This is a genomic window from Streptomyces sp. V3I8, assembly GCF_030817535.1.
GTDB lineage: Bacteria > Actinomycetota > Actinomycetes > Streptomycetales > Streptomycetaceae > Streptomyces.
This window is the reverse complement of record NZ_JAUSZL010000002.1, coordinates 4298950-4313970: the sequence shown is the minus strand read 5'-3', so window position 1 is coordinate 4313970 and position 15021 is coordinate 4298950. Positions and strand designations below refer to the sequence as shown.

At 71.3% G+C, this 15021-nt stretch carries 12 protein-coding genes and 1 tRNA gene; 7 read left to right on the top strand and 6 right to left on the bottom strand.

Annotation, left to right across the window (positions count from 1 at the left end):
• Nucleotides 1–8 precede the first annotated feature (8 nt).
• A complete protein-coding gene (locus tag QFZ75_RS19145) occupies nt 9–1520 on the bottom strand; it encodes a PP2C family protein-serine/threonine phosphatase (protein ID WP_307538517.1) in 1512 nt (503 codons plus the stop codon).
• A gap of 462 nt (nt 1521–1982) precedes the next feature.
• Here QFZ75_RS19145 and QFZ75_RS19140 point away from each other — a divergent pair, with 462 nt between their 5' ends.
• The gene (locus QFZ75_RS19140) at nt 1983–2648 is read left to right on the top strand and encodes a bifunctional DNA primase/polymerase (RefSeq protein WP_307538515.1); all 666 of its coding nucleotides are present in this window, start codon (nt 1983–1985) and stop codon (nt 2646–2648) included.
• 56 nt (nt 2649–2704) lie between these two features.
• Nucleotides 2705–3442, top strand: coding sequence for a hypothetical protein (locus QFZ75_RS19135; protein WP_307538513.1), 738 nt, complete (start codon nt 2705–2707; stop codon nt 3440–3442).
• 253 nt (nt 3443–3695) lie between these two features.
• On the opposite strand, the gene QFZ75_RS19130 is transcribed toward QFZ75_RS19135, so the two are convergent.
• The 3 genes from QFZ75_RS19130 to QFZ75_RS19120 form a co-directional block, all read right to left on the bottom strand.
• Nucleotides 3696–4685 (bottom strand): DUF5926 family protein, encoded by a 990-nt coding sequence (locus QFZ75_RS19130; protein WP_307538511.1) that lies wholly within the window; start codon nt 4683–4685, stop codon nt 3696–3698.
• 267 nt (nt 4686–4952) lie between these two features.
• Nucleotides 4953–5582: an ATP-binding protein gene (locus QFZ75_RS19125; RefSeq protein ID WP_307538509.1), complete on the bottom strand. Its 630-nt coding sequence runs from the start codon at nt 5580–5582 to the stop codon at nt 4953–4955.
• Between the two features lie 136 nt (nt 5583–5718).
• Nucleotides 5719–6531, bottom strand: coding sequence for a glycerophosphodiester phosphodiesterase (locus tag QFZ75_RS19120; RefSeq protein ID WP_307538507.1), 813 nt, complete (start codon nt 6529–6531; stop codon nt 5719–5721).
• A 277-nt stretch (nt 6532–6808) separates the two neighbouring features.
• On the opposite strand from QFZ75_RS19120, the gene QFZ75_RS19115 reads away from it, so the two are divergent.
• Nucleotides 6809–8389: a S1C family serine protease gene (locus QFZ75_RS19115; protein WP_307538505.1), complete on the top strand. Its 1581-nt coding sequence runs from the start codon at nt 6809–6811 to the stop codon at nt 8387–8389.
• 186 nt (nt 8390–8575) lie between these two features.
• On the opposite strand, the gene QFZ75_RS19110 is transcribed toward QFZ75_RS19115, so the two are convergent.
• Nucleotides 8576–9940, bottom strand: coding sequence for a hypothetical protein (locus QFZ75_RS19110; protein ID WP_307538503.1), 1365 nt, complete (start codon nt 9938–9940; stop codon nt 8576–8578).
• Nucleotides 9941–10409: 469 nt separating this feature from the next.
• On the opposite strand from QFZ75_RS19110, the gene QFZ75_RS19105 reads away from it, so the two are divergent.
• A tRNA-Ser gene (locus QFZ75_RS19105) sits at nt 10410–10496 on the top strand.
• 210 nt (nt 10497–10706) lie between these two features.
• On the opposite strand, the gene QFZ75_RS19100 is transcribed toward QFZ75_RS19105, so the two are convergent.
• Nucleotides 10707–11573, bottom strand: a complete 867-nt coding sequence (locus tag QFZ75_RS19100; protein WP_307538501.1) for a bifunctional DNA primase/polymerase — start codon at nt 11571–11573, stop codon at nt 10707–10709.
• A gap of 438 nt (nt 11574–12011) precedes the next feature.
• Between QFZ75_RS19100 and QFZ75_RS19095 the strand changes: the two genes are divergently transcribed.
• The 3 genes from QFZ75_RS19095 (at nt 12012) to QFZ75_RS19085 (ending at nt 15021) form a co-directional block, all read left to right on the top strand.
• A complete protein-coding gene (locus tag QFZ75_RS19095) occupies nt 12012–12323 on the top strand; it encodes a hypothetical protein (protein ID WP_307538499.1) in 312 nt (103 codons plus the stop codon).
• Between the two features lie 245 nt (nt 12324–12568).
• Nucleotides 12569–13981 carry an acyl-CoA dehydrogenase family protein gene (locus QFZ75_RS19090; protein WP_307538497.1) on the top strand — a complete coding sequence of 471 codons (1413 nt, stop codon included), beginning with the start codon at nt 12569–12571 and terminating at the stop codon, nt 13979–13981.
• A gap of 80 nt (nt 13982–14061) precedes the next feature.
• A complete protein-coding gene (locus QFZ75_RS19085; protein ID WP_373466051.1) occupies nt 14062–15021 on the top strand; it encodes a bifunctional MaoC family dehydratase N-terminal/OB-fold nucleic acid binding domain-containing protein in 960 nt (319 codons plus the stop codon).

Here is a 15021-nt window from a genome sequence, read left to right as displayed (position 1 = left end):
CGCGCGCCTCACTCGAAGCGGACCGCGAGGAGTGCCACGTCCTCGTCGCTGTCGGCGTCCGCGAGGCCGTCCGGCAGCATGCTCCGCAGGACGTGGTCGGCGACGGTGCCCGGATCCCCGCGCAGTGCCCTCGGCACGCTCGCGGCGGCCGCGTGCAGCCGCGAGAAGGCCCGGTCCATGGGGTCGCCGGTACGGTGCAGCAGCCCGTCCGTGTACAGCAGAACCGTCTCTCCCGCCTCGGCCCGGAACTCCATGCTGGGCGCCTCCCAGCAGGCGAGCATCCCCAGGGGGGCCGACACCGACGTCTCCACGTACTCCGTGCGCCGCTCGCCGATCACCAGCGGCGGGCTGTGCCCGGCCCCGGCCAGCGTGATCCTGCGCGGGGCGGGCTCGCAGTACGCGAACAGGGCGGTGGCGGACCGCGCCGGTTCGGTGAGCCGCAGCAGCAGTTCCAGGTCGGACAGGACGGCGACCGGGTCCTCGCCCTCCATCACCGCGTACGCCCGCAGGGAGGCCCGCAGCCGGCCCATGGCCGCGACGGCGCCGGGGCCCGACCCGGTGACGGAACCGACCGCGAGACCGAGGGCCGCGTCGGGCAGCGGCAGCGCGTCGTACCAGTCACCGCCGCCGCGCGGCCCCGTGCGGTGCCGGGCGGCGAGCTGGACGCCTGGGACGCGGGGCAGCCGGGAGGGGAGCAGCTCCTGCGAGATCGTCGTCATGCACGCGCGCGTGCGCTCCAGTTCCACCAGGCGGGCCAGGTGCTCGGCCGCGTACGCCGTGTAGAGGCCGGCCAGGTGGCGCTGCCGCTCGACCGGCTCGGCCGGTTCGTCGTAGAGCCACACGGCGGCGCCCAGACGGCCCGCTCCCTCGGTGGTCAACGGCAGCGCGTAGCTCGCCGCGTAGCCGAGCCGGGCGGCCACCTCGCGGTGCCGCGGGTCCAGTCCGTCCTCGGAGAGGAGGTCGGGCTGGGCGATCCCGCCCTCACCGCAGGGCAGCCCGTCGAGGATCCTGCCGTACGACATGGAGCTGCGCGGGACGGTCTCGATGTGCCCGAGGTCCGCCCGGGCGAGTCCCAGCCCGATCGTCGTGTCCGGGCCGAGCCCGTCGCCCGGTTCCAGCACCACGAGAGCGCGCCGGGCGCCCACGAGGGCGGCTCCGGCGCGCAGCAGTTCCTGGAGTGCGTCCGCCAGCGATCCGGTGCGCGCGAGCCGCTCGGTGAGCTCGTGCAGCGTGGTGAGGTCGGAGACCCAGCCTGCGAGTCTGTCCTGGAGAACGGCCCCGGGAGCGTGTGGAACAGGGGCGGGTGGGGAACCCGGGGTGGCACGTGCCGGCGCGACAGTGTGTGCGGGTGCCGGAACCGTTGAATCGATTCCGGCCACTTTCGGGAGGTGAGGGGCGTTCATGGCGTCCGGCTTTCCGACCGGTGCGTATCGCTCGATAGCATCGCAAACCCCCATGTCATTCTGCGCCGCCGGCAGTGTCTCCACATGTACACGCACTCGTAAGGGGATGTCCAGCATTGTCCTGCCGGGATCACTGGTGTCCGTGAGGCCACCGCGGAAAAGTAAAGTTGGCTTGAAACCGACTCGAGCCGGAATGGATTGCGGTCGACTGGCCCTGCTCGACAGAGCGTCACAGCGGTCGTGATGGGTACGTACTCGGAGAAGGCCAGGTGCGGTTGGGATCCATCCGGAACCTGACGACGGACCCGGGCGTCTTAACCACCGACGACCGTGCCCCATCCTCCCGTGGCGGAGGCGGCGAGAAATACGCGGGACAGCAAACGCCAGGCGCCGCCACCCCCCGCCATGCTCATGCTCCAGACAGACGCAGTGTGGAAGCGGACGCAGCCAACGCTCGGCTCACAGGGGTTCCCCTTGTCTGGGACAAGGGTGTGATGCGCCATCAGGTACGCACAGTGAAGTGATCGCCACATGGTGTGATGTGGTTCCTCGGCGTTCAACGGAAAGGAACGAGCGCACATGCGCGAGATCCTCGGAAGGCGACGCAGGCTCCTGTCCAGGCGAAACGGCGGGAAGCCTGAGATGCTCGGCGCGGCCCTGACCTTCGCGACCGCCTGGCAGTGGCCCGTACTCCCGGGCGTGGCACCGGATCCGCAGGGACGGGCCCGGTGCGCGTGTCCCGACCCGGAGTGCACGGTGCCGGGTGCCCACCCCTTCGACCCGGGCCTGCTCGCGGCCACCACCGACGAGCGCATGGCGCGCTGGTGGTGGACGAACCGGCCGACGGCGCCGATCATCCTCGCGACCGGAGGAGCGGCCCCGTGCGCGGTGAGCCTGCCGGCGCCGGCCGCCGCCCGTGCGCTCACCGCGCTCGACCACATGGGGATGCGTCTGGGACCGGTGATCGCGTCCCCCACGCGCTGGGCGCTGCTCGTGAAGCCGTACTCCCTCGAGCAGCTGGGTGAACTGCTCTACGCCAAGGACTTCGTGCCGGGCTCGCTGCGGTTCCACGGCGAGGGCGGTTACGTGGCACTGCCGCCGTCCGAGACCGGCCAGGGCGGAATCCGCTGGGAACGCGCTCCGCTGCCCGGCTCGGCCGCCCCCTGGGTGCCCGACGTCGAGGCCGTGGTGGACGCGGTGGTGGAGGCCCTCACCCGTACGGGTGTGAGCGCCCCCGAGTTGTAGGGGACCCGGGCGCGCGGTGAACCGCGCGCCCGCCCTCGCTCGTTATCGTCCCTTGCATGCTGCGTCACTCCGGGGGACGGCCCCCGGACCCCCGAAGAATCCGCCTGATGATGCTGACGGGCATCGTCGTGCTCACGGTCGCGGTGCCGCTGGCGGTGGCCTCCGCGGGGCCGACGGACCGCCGGGCGCCCGCATCCACGTCCGCGCCCTCCCCTGCCGAGGGCCGTTCGCACGACGCCGCCGTACGGGTCTTCGGCCGCGGCGCTTCCTCCGATGGGGCGTCGGTCCCCGGTGAGACGCCGGCCTCCGCCGAGTATCCCGGCGAGAGTTCCGGTTCCGGCGAAGGTTCCGGTTCCGGTGAGGCGCCCGGCTCCGGTCACGCCGACGACAGGGCACCCGGACCGGCCCCCGAGAGCTCCGCGAGCCCCCTGACGCTCGGTGTGGGGCTCGCCACCGCCGCCCGCTGCGGACCCGAACTCACCTCCCCCGACGGCATCGAGGCGCAGACGTGCGTACTGACGCAGGGGCGGGAGACCTGGGCGCGTACCTACTACCGCAACGCGACCGGTGACGGTCTCACGTCCGCGCTGACCCTCATGGGGCCCCGCGGCGGCACCGTGCGGACGCATTGCGCGGTGGACGCCGACGACGAGCCGGGCACCTGCGAGACACCGCGGGAACGCACGTCCGCAGAAGCGTCGGAATATATCGCGGTCGCCGAGTTCGCGACGGGTGCCGACGGACCGCTCCTGCTGCGCTCGGGAAGCAACTCGCCTGTGCGGAACGGGCGTTGAGGACCTCGCCGGTGACGGCTCCGGATCCGGGCATGAAAAGACCCGGTTGCTGGCGACGGGGGATGCACCAGCAACCGGGCTATTGGAACGGTAACAAGAGATCGGCGGTTCGCAAATTCCATCTCGGCTATTCGGACACCGATTGGCTTGTCCCGACCGGGAGTTGTGACAGGAGTCACCCGGCCTGCGCACCTGTCGCACACCCGTCTCCCGGCTGACCGGCCGGCCGACCGGGAGGGGCGCACGCAGGACGTCAGCTGAGGGTGACCTGGCGGTTGGTGAGGCCGCCGCGCGCCCGGCGCTCGTCGGCGGTGAGCGGTGCGTCCGTGGCCAGCGCGGCGGAGAGCCGCTCGGCGAACTCGGACGCGGGCTTCTCGACGTCCTCCGCCGTGACGCCCGTCGGCAGGTCCCAGACCGGGACCGTGAGGCCGTGGGCGCGGAAGGAACCCACCAGCCGGGTGCCCTCGCCGAGGCTCGACGTGCCCGCCGCGTGCAGCCGCGCGAGCGCGTCCAGAAGCTGCTCCTCGGGGTGCGGCATGACCCAGCGCAGGTGGTTCTTGTCCGGCGTCTCGCACCAGTACGCCGCGTCGACACCGGCGAGCTTCACCGTCGGGATGGCGGCGGCGTTGGCGCGCTCCAGGGAAGCGGTTACCTCCGTGGAGGCGTTCTGCGCGTCCGGAACCCAGAATTCGAAGCCCGCGTGCACAACTGGCTCGAACGCGCCTTCGGGGTCGAGGAGCTCCTGCAGACGCGGCCCGTCGCCCGGGGCGCGGCGGCCCTGCACCGGAGTGCCGGGCTCGGCGGTGAGCGCGCGCTGGAGCGTGTCGGCCAGGTCGCGGCTGATGTCGCCGGACGCCGTGTCGTTCTGCAGGCCGATCAGGACCGAACCGTCCTCGCGGCGCAGCGCAGGCCACGCCATCGGCAGGACCGTCGCGAGCGTGACCGACGGGACGCCCTCCGGGAGGGGCTCCTTCAGGCGCAGTTCGACGGTGGCCGCGGGCACCAGCTCGCGCAGCGCGATCCAGTCGCCCTCGCTCGGCAGGCCCTCGAAGGGGCGCTGCACCAGCTCGGTCACGGCGTGCGCGGCGGCGCGGCCGTGGCAGGCCTTGTAGCGACGGCCGCTGCCGCAGGGACAGGGCTCGCGGGCGCCGACGACCGGCACGTGTCCGTCGGCGCCGGCGGCGCGGGCCCCATCCTGTGGCTGCGGCCGCTTGGCCTTCGTCTGGGGGCGCTTCTTGGCCATCGTGGATGTCTCCCGGTTACGGCTCGACTCGTACGGGCGCGAGCCTAGCCGTTCGTACGTGGCCCCACGGGACCCTGTGGACAACGTGCCGGGCCGTACCCGGGGCGGCGCTCCGGTTTGTCCCGGAACCAGTGCTTCCCTCTGCTTCGGACGCCGGATCCGGTCTCCACCCTGTTCCGGTCCGGGCTGATCCGGGCTCCGGTCCGGGCTGATCCGGGCTCCGGTCCGGGCCGGTCCGGTCGGTCGGTCCAGGCCGGTCCGGGTCGGTCAGTCCAGGCCGTCGAACGCGTCCCCGAAGTCCAGGTCGGGCATCGCGGACGCGGTGGGGGCCGTGACCCGCGCGGCGAAGTCGTCGCGGCGGCGGGCGGCGTGTGCGTCCTTGTGCACGATCGCCCACACCGTGAGCTCGCCCCGGGTGTCGTCCCGGACGCCCCAGTCGTCGGCCAGCGCCGTGATGATGTTCAGCCCGCGGCCGCCATGAGCGGTGACCGAGGGTGTGGACGGAACCGGGCGGGTCGGACCGCCGCCGTCCGTCACCTCGACGACGAGCCTGCCGGTCGGTTCGACACGCCAGGCGGCCCGGACGTCACCGTCCCCCGCCAGCGCGTCACCCAGTGGCCTGCCGTGACGGCACGCATTGCTCAGTAGTTCGGAAAGGATCAGTACGGCATCGTCGATGACCGTTTCCGCGACACCGCCCCTGCGCAGTTGATCCCGCATGCGGTGTCTTGCCTCGCCCACGCCCGCAGGGCCATGGGCAACGGCCATGCTCGACGACGTGGGCACTTCCTGTGCCACCACCAACGCCACCCCCGAGACCTCCTTTGCCCCACGCCACGGTGTGGATGCCCTCCTGGACTGAGCCGGAAACCGGCCAATGCACGTGCGGTGACGCACTCGCAACGATCGAATACGCACCGAACGCGCCGGAGCACTCCCTGTAGTCGAGTGGCCTGAAATGCAGGTCGTGTCCGGAACCGGACGTCCGTGGGCGGAACGTGAGAGGCCTGTGAGACGGGTGCGAACGGTGGTTTCAGCGGCCCAACTGCCGCAGTACCGCCCTCGGCCGGTTGGTGATGATGGCGTCGACACCCAGTCCGACGCAGAGGTCGACGTCCTGGGACTCGTTCACCGTCCACACGTGGACCTGGTGTCCGGCCCCCTTCAGGCGCTCGATGTACGCCGGGTGGTTGCGTACGATCCGCAGGGAGGGCCCGGCGATCCGGACGCCCGGGGGCAGCCGCCCGTCGCGCAGCCGGGGCGAGACGAACTGCAGCAGGTAGACCGTCGGCAGCGTCGGGGACGCGGCCCGGACGCGCTGCAGGGAACGCGCCGAGAAACTCATGACGCGTACGGGCGACTCGTCGGCCGAGGACGGTGCGTCGAGGCCGAAGCGCTTCAGGAGGATCAGCAGGCGCTCCTCGACCTGGCCGGCCCAGCGTGTGGGGTGCTTGGTCTCGATGGCGAGCCGTACGGGGCGGCCGGCGTCGGCCACGAGTTCGAGCAGGCGCTCCAGCGTCAGGACGGACTGCTGCTCCCAGGAGGGAGGCCGCTGCTGTTCCCAGTCGGGTGCCTCGTCGCGGTTCTTCCAGGAGCCGAAGTCCAGGGCGGCGAGGTCCGCGAGCTCCAGGGCCGAGACGGCGCCGCGGCCGTTCGAGGTGCGGTTGACGCGGCGGTCGTGGACGCAGACGAGGTGCCCGTCCGCGGTCAGCCGTACATCGCACTCGAGGGCGTCGGCCCCGTCCTCGATCGCCTTCTCGTACGCGGCCAGGGTGTGCTCGGGGGCCTCGTCGGAAGCCCCGCGGTGAGCGATGACCTGGGGCGGGTGCTGTCGTGCGTGAGTCACCGCGTCATGGTGTCACCGTCAGGGGGTACGCGTGCGGTCGACAGTGCGGAACATACAGTGGTTTTGTCAGACCTGTCCTATATAAATGAAGATCTCGGAGTCACAGGTGCCGCTTATGGCGCCCTGACGTCCCGTGGGAAAAGCTGACGGCATACAAAAGCACATGCACAGCTGAATCGTGCCGGTTCCCGAACACGCGTGAGTGAGTCCTAAAACGCACGCGACCGAACGCGACCGGATGTGAATGACTGACCGCCGTGGATCGAGAGGAAGAGCTGTGAGCACCGAGAACGAGGGCACTGCAGTCCCCCCGGCCCCGTCTGCACCTCCCGTGCCGGTGGACACTCCCGCTGCTTCCGCGTATCCGGAGCAGGCCGCTTCGCCCGCGGCGGGTCCTGTGGACCCCCACCAGGGCGCGGCTCACCCCCAGGGGCCGGGCTCCCGTCCGGGAGACGCGCCGACGACTTCGATGCCCCCCGTGCCCTCCGGGGCTCCGCAGGGCGCGGCTCCCGCTCCGGAGGCGGGCTCCTGGCCGCCCCCGCCGCCGGCGACGCCTTCGTACGCAAGCGGTGGCGAAGGTGCTTCCGGCCCGTACGGGAACGGTGGCACGGGTGGCGGTGGCCCGTACGGAAGCGATGGCACAGGCGGCCCGTACGGGAACGGAAGCGGGAGCGGGGGCGAAGGTGGCTCCGGGGACGCGTGGGGTTCCTCGTACCAGCAGCCCGCTCCCAAGGCGAAGTCCGGAGGGCGCGGCGGCCTGGTCGCCGGCGTCCTCGTGGCCGCGCTGATCGCGGGCGGCGTGGGCGGTGGCATCGGCTACTGGGCGGCGGACCGCAACGACGACTCCTCGGGTTCGACGACGGTCTCCGCGTCCGACAGCGGCGGCGACCTCAAGCGCGACGCGGGCACGGTCGCGAACGTGGCCGCCACGGCGCTGCCGAGCACGGTCACCATCGAGGCCGAGGGCAGCAACGGCGAGGGCGGCACGGGCACCGGCTTCGTCTTCGACACGCAGGGCCACATCCTCACCAACAACCATGTGGTGGCCGAGGCGGTCGACAGCGGCAAGCTGTCGGCCACGTTCTCGAACGGCAAGAAGTACGACGCCGAGGTGGTCGGCCACGCCCAGGGGTACGACGTCGCGGTCATCAAGCTCAAGAGCGCGCCGGACGACCTCAAGCCGCTGCCGCTCGGCAACTCGGACAAGATCGCCGTCGGTGACTCGACCATCGCGATCGGTGCCCCCTTCGGGCTGTCGAACACGGTGACGACGGGCATCATCAGCGCCAAGAACCGCCCGGTGGCCTCCAGCGACGGCGGTTCCGGCAGCAAGGCCTCGTACATGAGCGCCCTGCAGACCGACGCCTCGATCAACCCGGGCAACTCCGGTGGCCCGCTGCTGGACGCCAAGGGCGCGGTGATCGGCATCAACTCCGCGATCCAGTCCACGAGCGGCGGCCTCGGCGGGACGAGCCAGTCCGGCTCCATCGGCCTGGGCTTCGCGATCCCGATCAACCAGGCGAAGAACGTCGCCCAGCAGCTCATCAAGACCGGCAAGCCCGTCTATCCGGTCATCGGTGCCTCCGTCGCGCTGGAGGAGGGCACGGGCGCGAAGATCACCGAACAGGGCGCGGGCAACTCCGACGCGGTCACGCCGAACGGCCCCGCCGACAAGGCCGGCCTCAAGCCCGGCGACGTCATCACCAAGCTCGACGACCGGGTGATCGACAGCGGTCCCACCCTCATCGGCGAGATCTGGACGCACCGGCCCGGCGACACCGTCAAGCTCACCTACACCCGCGACGGCAAGCAGCGGACGGCCGAGGTGACCCTGGGCCAGCGCGAAGGCGACAGCTGACCCGTTGGTCTGTTGCCCCGTTGCCCCGTTGACCTGTTGACCTGTTGACCTGTTGACCCGTCGACCTGTTGCTTTCGTCCCGCGCAGGTCCACAGGTCTACAGGCCCACAGGTCTACAGGCCCACAGAGTCGCAGGTCCGCGGGCGGCGCGGGGTGCCGTGACGGCCTGCGGCGGCCGTCACGGTCTCAGGAGCGTTCGCGGGCGGCCGGATTGTTCAGGCAGAGAGCGATGTTGCGGACCGCAGCGGTGAGTTCCTCGATCACCCGGGCCGCCTGCTCCGCGTTGTGGAAGGCCGGGCGCTCCGCCAGGACCAGACCGAGTTCCTCCGCGGACCGCAGAACCGGGCCGACGCTCTCGGCATAGGGGGAGACATGGGGCGCGGGGGCCTCGACGGCGGTGGGCGCGGCTGTGGTGGGCGCGGCCGCGCCGGGAGCGGCGGCCGGAGCGGGAGCGCTGGTCGGAGCCGTCGGAGCCGTCGGAGCGGTCGAGGCGGTCGAGGTGGGAGGTCCCGGTACCTCCGGTGCCATCGGCTGCGCCACAGGTGCGCCGGAGGCCACGGGCGCCGGCCAGGGTGCCGGTTCGGGTACGACCGGTACCGACGGACCGGGTGCCGGCGTCGCCGCCCCCGGCTCCCCCCGGCGCTCGTCGAACGAGGTCCTGAAGACAGTGAAGTCACCGGTGGTGGAGGCGCATTCCTCCTGCCCGGTCCGCGACGGCACGGCCGGTCCGGACTGTGCGGGACGGGGATCGTCCCGCTGGACCCGACGGACCTGTGTGAGCGCGTTCGACGCGTGCCGTGTCCGGGGGATGACGAAGTGCTCGAAGCCCGGGAACTCGGGGGCGGCGGGGGGCGCGGAGGGACGCGGGCTGTACTCGGTCTGCCACTGCATGCGGTAGCAGTCGACCTGGTCGCTGCAGGAGGTCCGGGCGTGGAAGACGGCCGTGTCCTCCCCCAGGTCCGGGTACCAGAGGTTCGGGCCCGGGAAGCGCACGGTCCGCACCCGCGGCTTGATCGGCTCGGCGCACCCCATGCAGCAGTCCTCCGGGACCATGAGGGGGATCCCGCCGTTCTGCTCCGGCCAACGGGGGCCGCCCTCCCAGCGGTACTCCCCGTGACGGCAGGGCGGCAGCTCGCCGCAGGCGTGGCAGACGGCATAGTGCTCGGGGAGGACCCGCCAGTCGTGGCTGGCGGGAGCGCACCAGTGCTTCGGTGTGGAGCGGGGCAGATTCTCGTTCCGCAGCACCAGCACTACCGGACGCTTGTAGAACTCGGCCCGCTCGGGGGCCGGTTTGGCCGTCTGGTTGTTGGCCCGCCGCAGTTCGTTGGCGTGCCACCACAGCTCCACGTGGTCGCGCCACGCCTTCTCGTAGGAGTCCGGCCACCGGTCGCTCGGGTAGCCGTCGATCTCCAGGATTCGCCACGCCTGCCGGTCGAGTACCACAACGGAGCCGGCCTGCATCCGCATGTGCGTCCCGTTGTCCCTCTCGTCCGGCCAGTCGTGACGGCCGATACGGGTGGGTTGGTCTGGGAGCCAGCTGCGCATCTGCATGTCATGCTCCTCGGCAACGAAACCTCATAGTTTCAACTGGGGCAGTGGGCAACATTCTGGGCAATCGGGGCGTTTAGGCAGGTGTAGACACGCGCACGCTGTTGATCGAAGGTGATCGGAAACGCCTTCCGCGTCACCGCTTCCTTTCGCACGAGCCCCTGTCAGCAGGCTTTTTCCGCCCCCTGAGCCGTCATCGACCTCGGTCCTCGACAACCATGAGGAAGCGTCTCGGTACCCCGGCCGCTGAATCCAACACTCACCCGTACGTGTGGTGACACTCGGGTTGTTGTCACCCCGTACGTGCGCATCGCCCGTGCATTCACCGCCGTTTCGCCCTGCGACGGCATGCGGGTGGGCCCGGAGAGTGGTATCAGGACGGGTGCTGACGGCCCACCTGCGGACCGTCATCCCGGGACGGGGCCCGGGGCCGGTAGTCTGTAACCGCTTCGTCCCAGGCGGGACGGGCCGAGGTGGGTTGCCCGAGCGGCCTAAGGGAACGGTCTTGAAAACCGTCGTCGCAGCGATGTGACCGTGGGTTCAAATCCCACACCCACCGCACGTGAACGGCCCCCGACCGGTTGAACCGGTCGGGGGCCGTCGTGGGTGTGCCGACTCACGGCGTGGGCCGCGGTCGCGGCGTCCTTGTCGCTCAGCGGGGCGAAGGTCCTGAAAAGGACCGGTCTCCGCCCTTCGTTCCGCCTCCGCCTTCGCCGGCGCTTCGGACGGGTCCCACCCCTGGTCCCGCTCGGCCGTGGCGCCGGTGGGGTCAGGGGCGGTGGGGTGTCATGCGGGAGGCCGACGTGATCGTTGAGCGGGCCTCGCGTTCGGTGAGGCCCGTGCGGACCGCGGCGTCCACCAGGGCCTCGGTCAGTTGCGGACCGAGGCCGTTCTCGTACGCGCGGCAGGCCGCCCAGAACAGGCGGGTGTTGCGCTGACCCTCGTGGGCCGCGAGGACGAACTGGACCAGGCCCTGGCCCTGTGCGCCGGCCGGGCCGGCCGCGGGGGTGTGGGACCGCGGTGGTGGCAGCAGGAGGCGCAGCAGCGAGGCCGGGCAGGGGGCGGGGGCCAGCCGGGCGGTCCCCGGGGCCGTGCCGTAGACGCCGTGTTCGGTGCGGGAGCCGGGGCCGACGAGGTAGCCGCCGGCGCCGCGGATGTCGATGCCGGGGGCCAGGCGGCTCGCCGAGTTGGGGACGACGACGTCGGGCGGGCCGCTCAGCCAGAGGTGGCGGCCGCCGCTGGGGGTCAGCACGACGACCGTCTCAGGGATCGTGAACAGGTGGCGCAGCGCCAGTTCCCGGAGGGCGGCCGACGAGTCCGTGCCCGACTTGGTGTCGAGGTCGATGCCGATGAGGTGGTGCGGGTCCAGACCGCAGGCGATGCCGTAGCCGGTGGCCCAGGGGGCGGCGGCGAACAGTTCGCGTATGCGGTGGGGGTCGGTCGAGGCGTCGTACACGCCGTGTCCGAAGCGGCCGCAGCCGCCGTGGCAGGGCGGTGCCGTCGGGTCGTCGCGGTGGGGCGAGCGCAGCGCCGGGAGCTTGGTGCGGGACAGCGGGATGACGGCCAGGCCGCGTTCCGCGGCTGACAGGGCGTGTGCGAGGGCCAGCGTCGTGGCCTGCCGGTCGATGGTGGCCATGGTTCTATGTTCGTACGGGTGTTCGAAAAAGGGAAGAGGGCGGGGCTTCGAGGGTCTGCTCCCGGGTGTCGGTGGGGGCTTCGGCCCGGTCGGGGAGGGGTGCGAAAACCCGCCGGAGAGATTGGCCGAAAACGTGACGGAACGCTTCATCCCTTGCGGCGTACGGGATCGGGGCGTCCTTGCCGTCCTGAACTGCGGCTTTGGTGGCGTGAAGGGGGTTTATCGACATGTCCTCACGCTTGCGAGCGAATAGCGGCTTCCGGGGTGGTTCACCGGGGATTCGGTGGGCAACTCTGATCCCGCGACGTCGTGAACGAACACCGGGGCGGTCGGCCGACCGCCCCTAGAGCAGCCGTATCAGCGCTGGCCGTACCAACCGTGCCGGCCGTACCGACCGGTCCCGACCGGCACGTACTTCGTGCTCCTGGAGGAACAGAAATGGCAAGTATCCGTACCGCCCGCGTTCTCGCCGCTGCGGCGGCCCTGCCGCTCGTCGCCGCCCTCTTCTCGGGTGTGGCCGTGGCCGGCAGCAGCTCTTTCGCGGACAACGGATCGAACGCGGCTGCGGCGGCCGTCGACGGCAGCGGTGTCGGCGGCGACAACTTCGGCACCTCGTCCACGACACAGCAACAGGCCGCCGGCTCCGGGGCCTCGAACCAGAGCAATACGGCCCAGGTGAACGGTTCCGCGTTCACGGCCATCGATCAGTCGAACGAGAACATCGCCGTCAACTTCACCAACCTCTGGTGAGCTGTCGGCCGCCGGGGACCGGAGACCCCCGGCGGTCGGCAGCCTCCCTGGTGGGGTGCTTCAAGGGGTGATGACACGTTTGCGCGGCGGTGCTTCGGCGCCGTCGCGCAGACGTCTGTCCGTCCGTGCGTCGCGCGGCCTCGGCCTCGGCCTCGACCTTGGTTTCGGCCTTGACAGTGCGGGGTATCTGACGGACAGTCAGAAAACCTTGTTCGTGCGAGGTCACTCCCGGGAGGGCCGTCGTCGTGCACCTCGCCCCCACCCAGCGTCAGCGACGACTGCGTGCCGAACTCCGTACGTACTTCAGGAGCCTGATGCCGGGCGGGCCACCCCCCGCCGGTCACGACGGGCGGCGGGCGCTCCTGCGGCGGATCGGCGCCGACGGATGGCTGGGGATCGGCTGGCCGGAGGCCTACGGAGGACAGGGACGCGGCGCCGACGAGCAGTTCGTCTTCTTCGACGAGGCCTGTCGGGCGGGGGCCCCGGTCTCCATGGTCACGCTGAACACGGTCGGGCCGACGCTCATGAAATACGGGACCGAGGAGCAGAAGGACTTCTTCCTGCCACGGATCCTGCGTGGCGAACTCGTGTTCGCGATCGGGTACAGCGAGCCCTCGGCGGGCACGGACCTGGCCTCGCTGCGGACACGGGCCGTGCGGGTCGGTGCGCAGGGAAACAGCGTCCAGGGAAACAGCGTCCAGGGAAACAGCGTCCAGGGAAACAGCGTCCAGGGAAACAGCGTCCAGGGAAACAGCGTCCAGGGAAACAGCGTCCAGGGAAACAGCGTCCAGGGAAACAGCGTCCAGGGAAACAGCGTCCAGGGAAACAGCGTCCAGGGAAACAGCGTCCAGGGAAACAGCGCCCGGGGAAACAGCACCCAGGAGGACGGTGCCCAGGAGGACGGTGCCCGGGGAGACGCCGAGTGGCTCGTCGACGGGCAGAAGGTGTTCACCTCCAACGCCCAGCACGCCGACTGGATCTGGCTCGCCTGCCGTACGGACCCGGATGCGCCGAAACACGAGGGCATCTCGATCCTGCTGGTCCCCACGGACGCTCCCGGGTTCTCGTGGACGCCCGTCGAAACCGTGGGCGGACTGACCACGACCGCCACGTACTACGACGGGATCCGGGTCCCGGCCTCCCGTCTCGTCGGCGCGGAGAACGGCGGCTGGGAACTCATCACCAGCCAGCTCAACCACGAGCGGGTCGCGCTGGCGGCCCTCGGCATGCAGGCCGAGGACTTCTACGCGGCCGCGCTGGCCGCCGCCCGCACACCCGATCCGGTGACCGGGCGGCGCAGGACCGACGAGCCGTGGGTGCGTTCGAGGCTGGCCGAGGCACATGCCCGGCTGGCGGCGACGCGCCTGCTCAACTGGCGTCTGGTGGGCGACGTGGGAGCCGGCGGACCGGCGCCCGGAGATGCCGCCGGGGTGAAATTCACGGGCACCGAATCGGCGGTCGCGGTGTACCGGATGTGCCAGGAGATCGTCGGACCGGACGCGCTGGTCCGTGCCGGTTCGCCGGGTGTCTTCGGTGACGGCGAGCTGGAGCGGATGAACAGGGCGGCGCAGATCAACACCTTCGGGGGCGGGGTGAGCGAGGTGCAGCGGGAGATCGTGGCGACGATGCGGCTCGGGATGACCAGGGGACGGCGGTGAGCGGGCGGACCGTGCCGGGCGGTGAAGGAGCGCCGCCCGCCCCCAGCTCCGCCTCCGGCCCCGTGCCCAGCTCCGCCCCCGTGCCCAGCCCCGTACCCGGGACCGAGGCCGTACCCGGGACCGAGGCCGGACGCGACGACGTGTACGCGCGGCTGAAGGCGTACGAGGGACGGGTGGCCGGCGCCGGGGGGGTGGGCAAGGACCTGGTCAACGAACCCATGATCCGGCACTGGTGCGAGGCGATGGGGGACACGAATCCGGCGTACACCGGCGCGGACGCCATCGCTCCGCCCACCATGCTCCAGGCCTGGACGATGGGGGGACTGTCCGGGCACGGGGGCCGCTCGGCGGCGTACCTCGAACTGCTCGGGCTGCTCGACGACGCCGGGTACACCTCGGTGGTCGCCACCGACTGCGAGCAGGAGTACCTGCGACCGCTGCGGCCCGGGGACCGGATCACCTTCGACGCGATGATCGAGTCGGTCTCGGAGCGCAAGACGACCGGACTGGGCACGGGGTACTTCGTCACGACGCGGATGGAGGTACGGGCAGGAGGCGAGCCGGCGGGGACGCACCGGTTCCGGATCCTCAAGTACGCGCCTGCGGTCCGGGAGCGTGCCGTGGTTCCGCCGCCCCGACGGCCCCGCCCCGTGGTCAACCGGGACAACACCGGCTTCTGGGAGGGCGTGTCCCGGCACCATCTGCTCATCCAGCGGTGCGAGGGGTGCCGGACCCTGCGTTTTCCCTGGCTGCCGGGGTGCAACGCCTGCGGCTGCCTGGAGTGGGACACGGTCGAGGCGGCCGGCGGGGGGACCGTCTACTCGTACGTGGTGATGCACCACCCGCCCTTCCCGGCCTTCGACCCGCCGTACGCCGTGGTGCTGGTCGAGCTCGCCGAGGGCGTACGGATGATCAGCAACGTGGTGGGCGTGCCGCACGACCGGGTGCGGATCGGGATGCCGGTGCGACTGGAGTTCGAGTGGGTGGACGAGGAACTGGAACTGCCGGTCTTCCGCGCCATCGAGGGGAGCGGCGGCTGA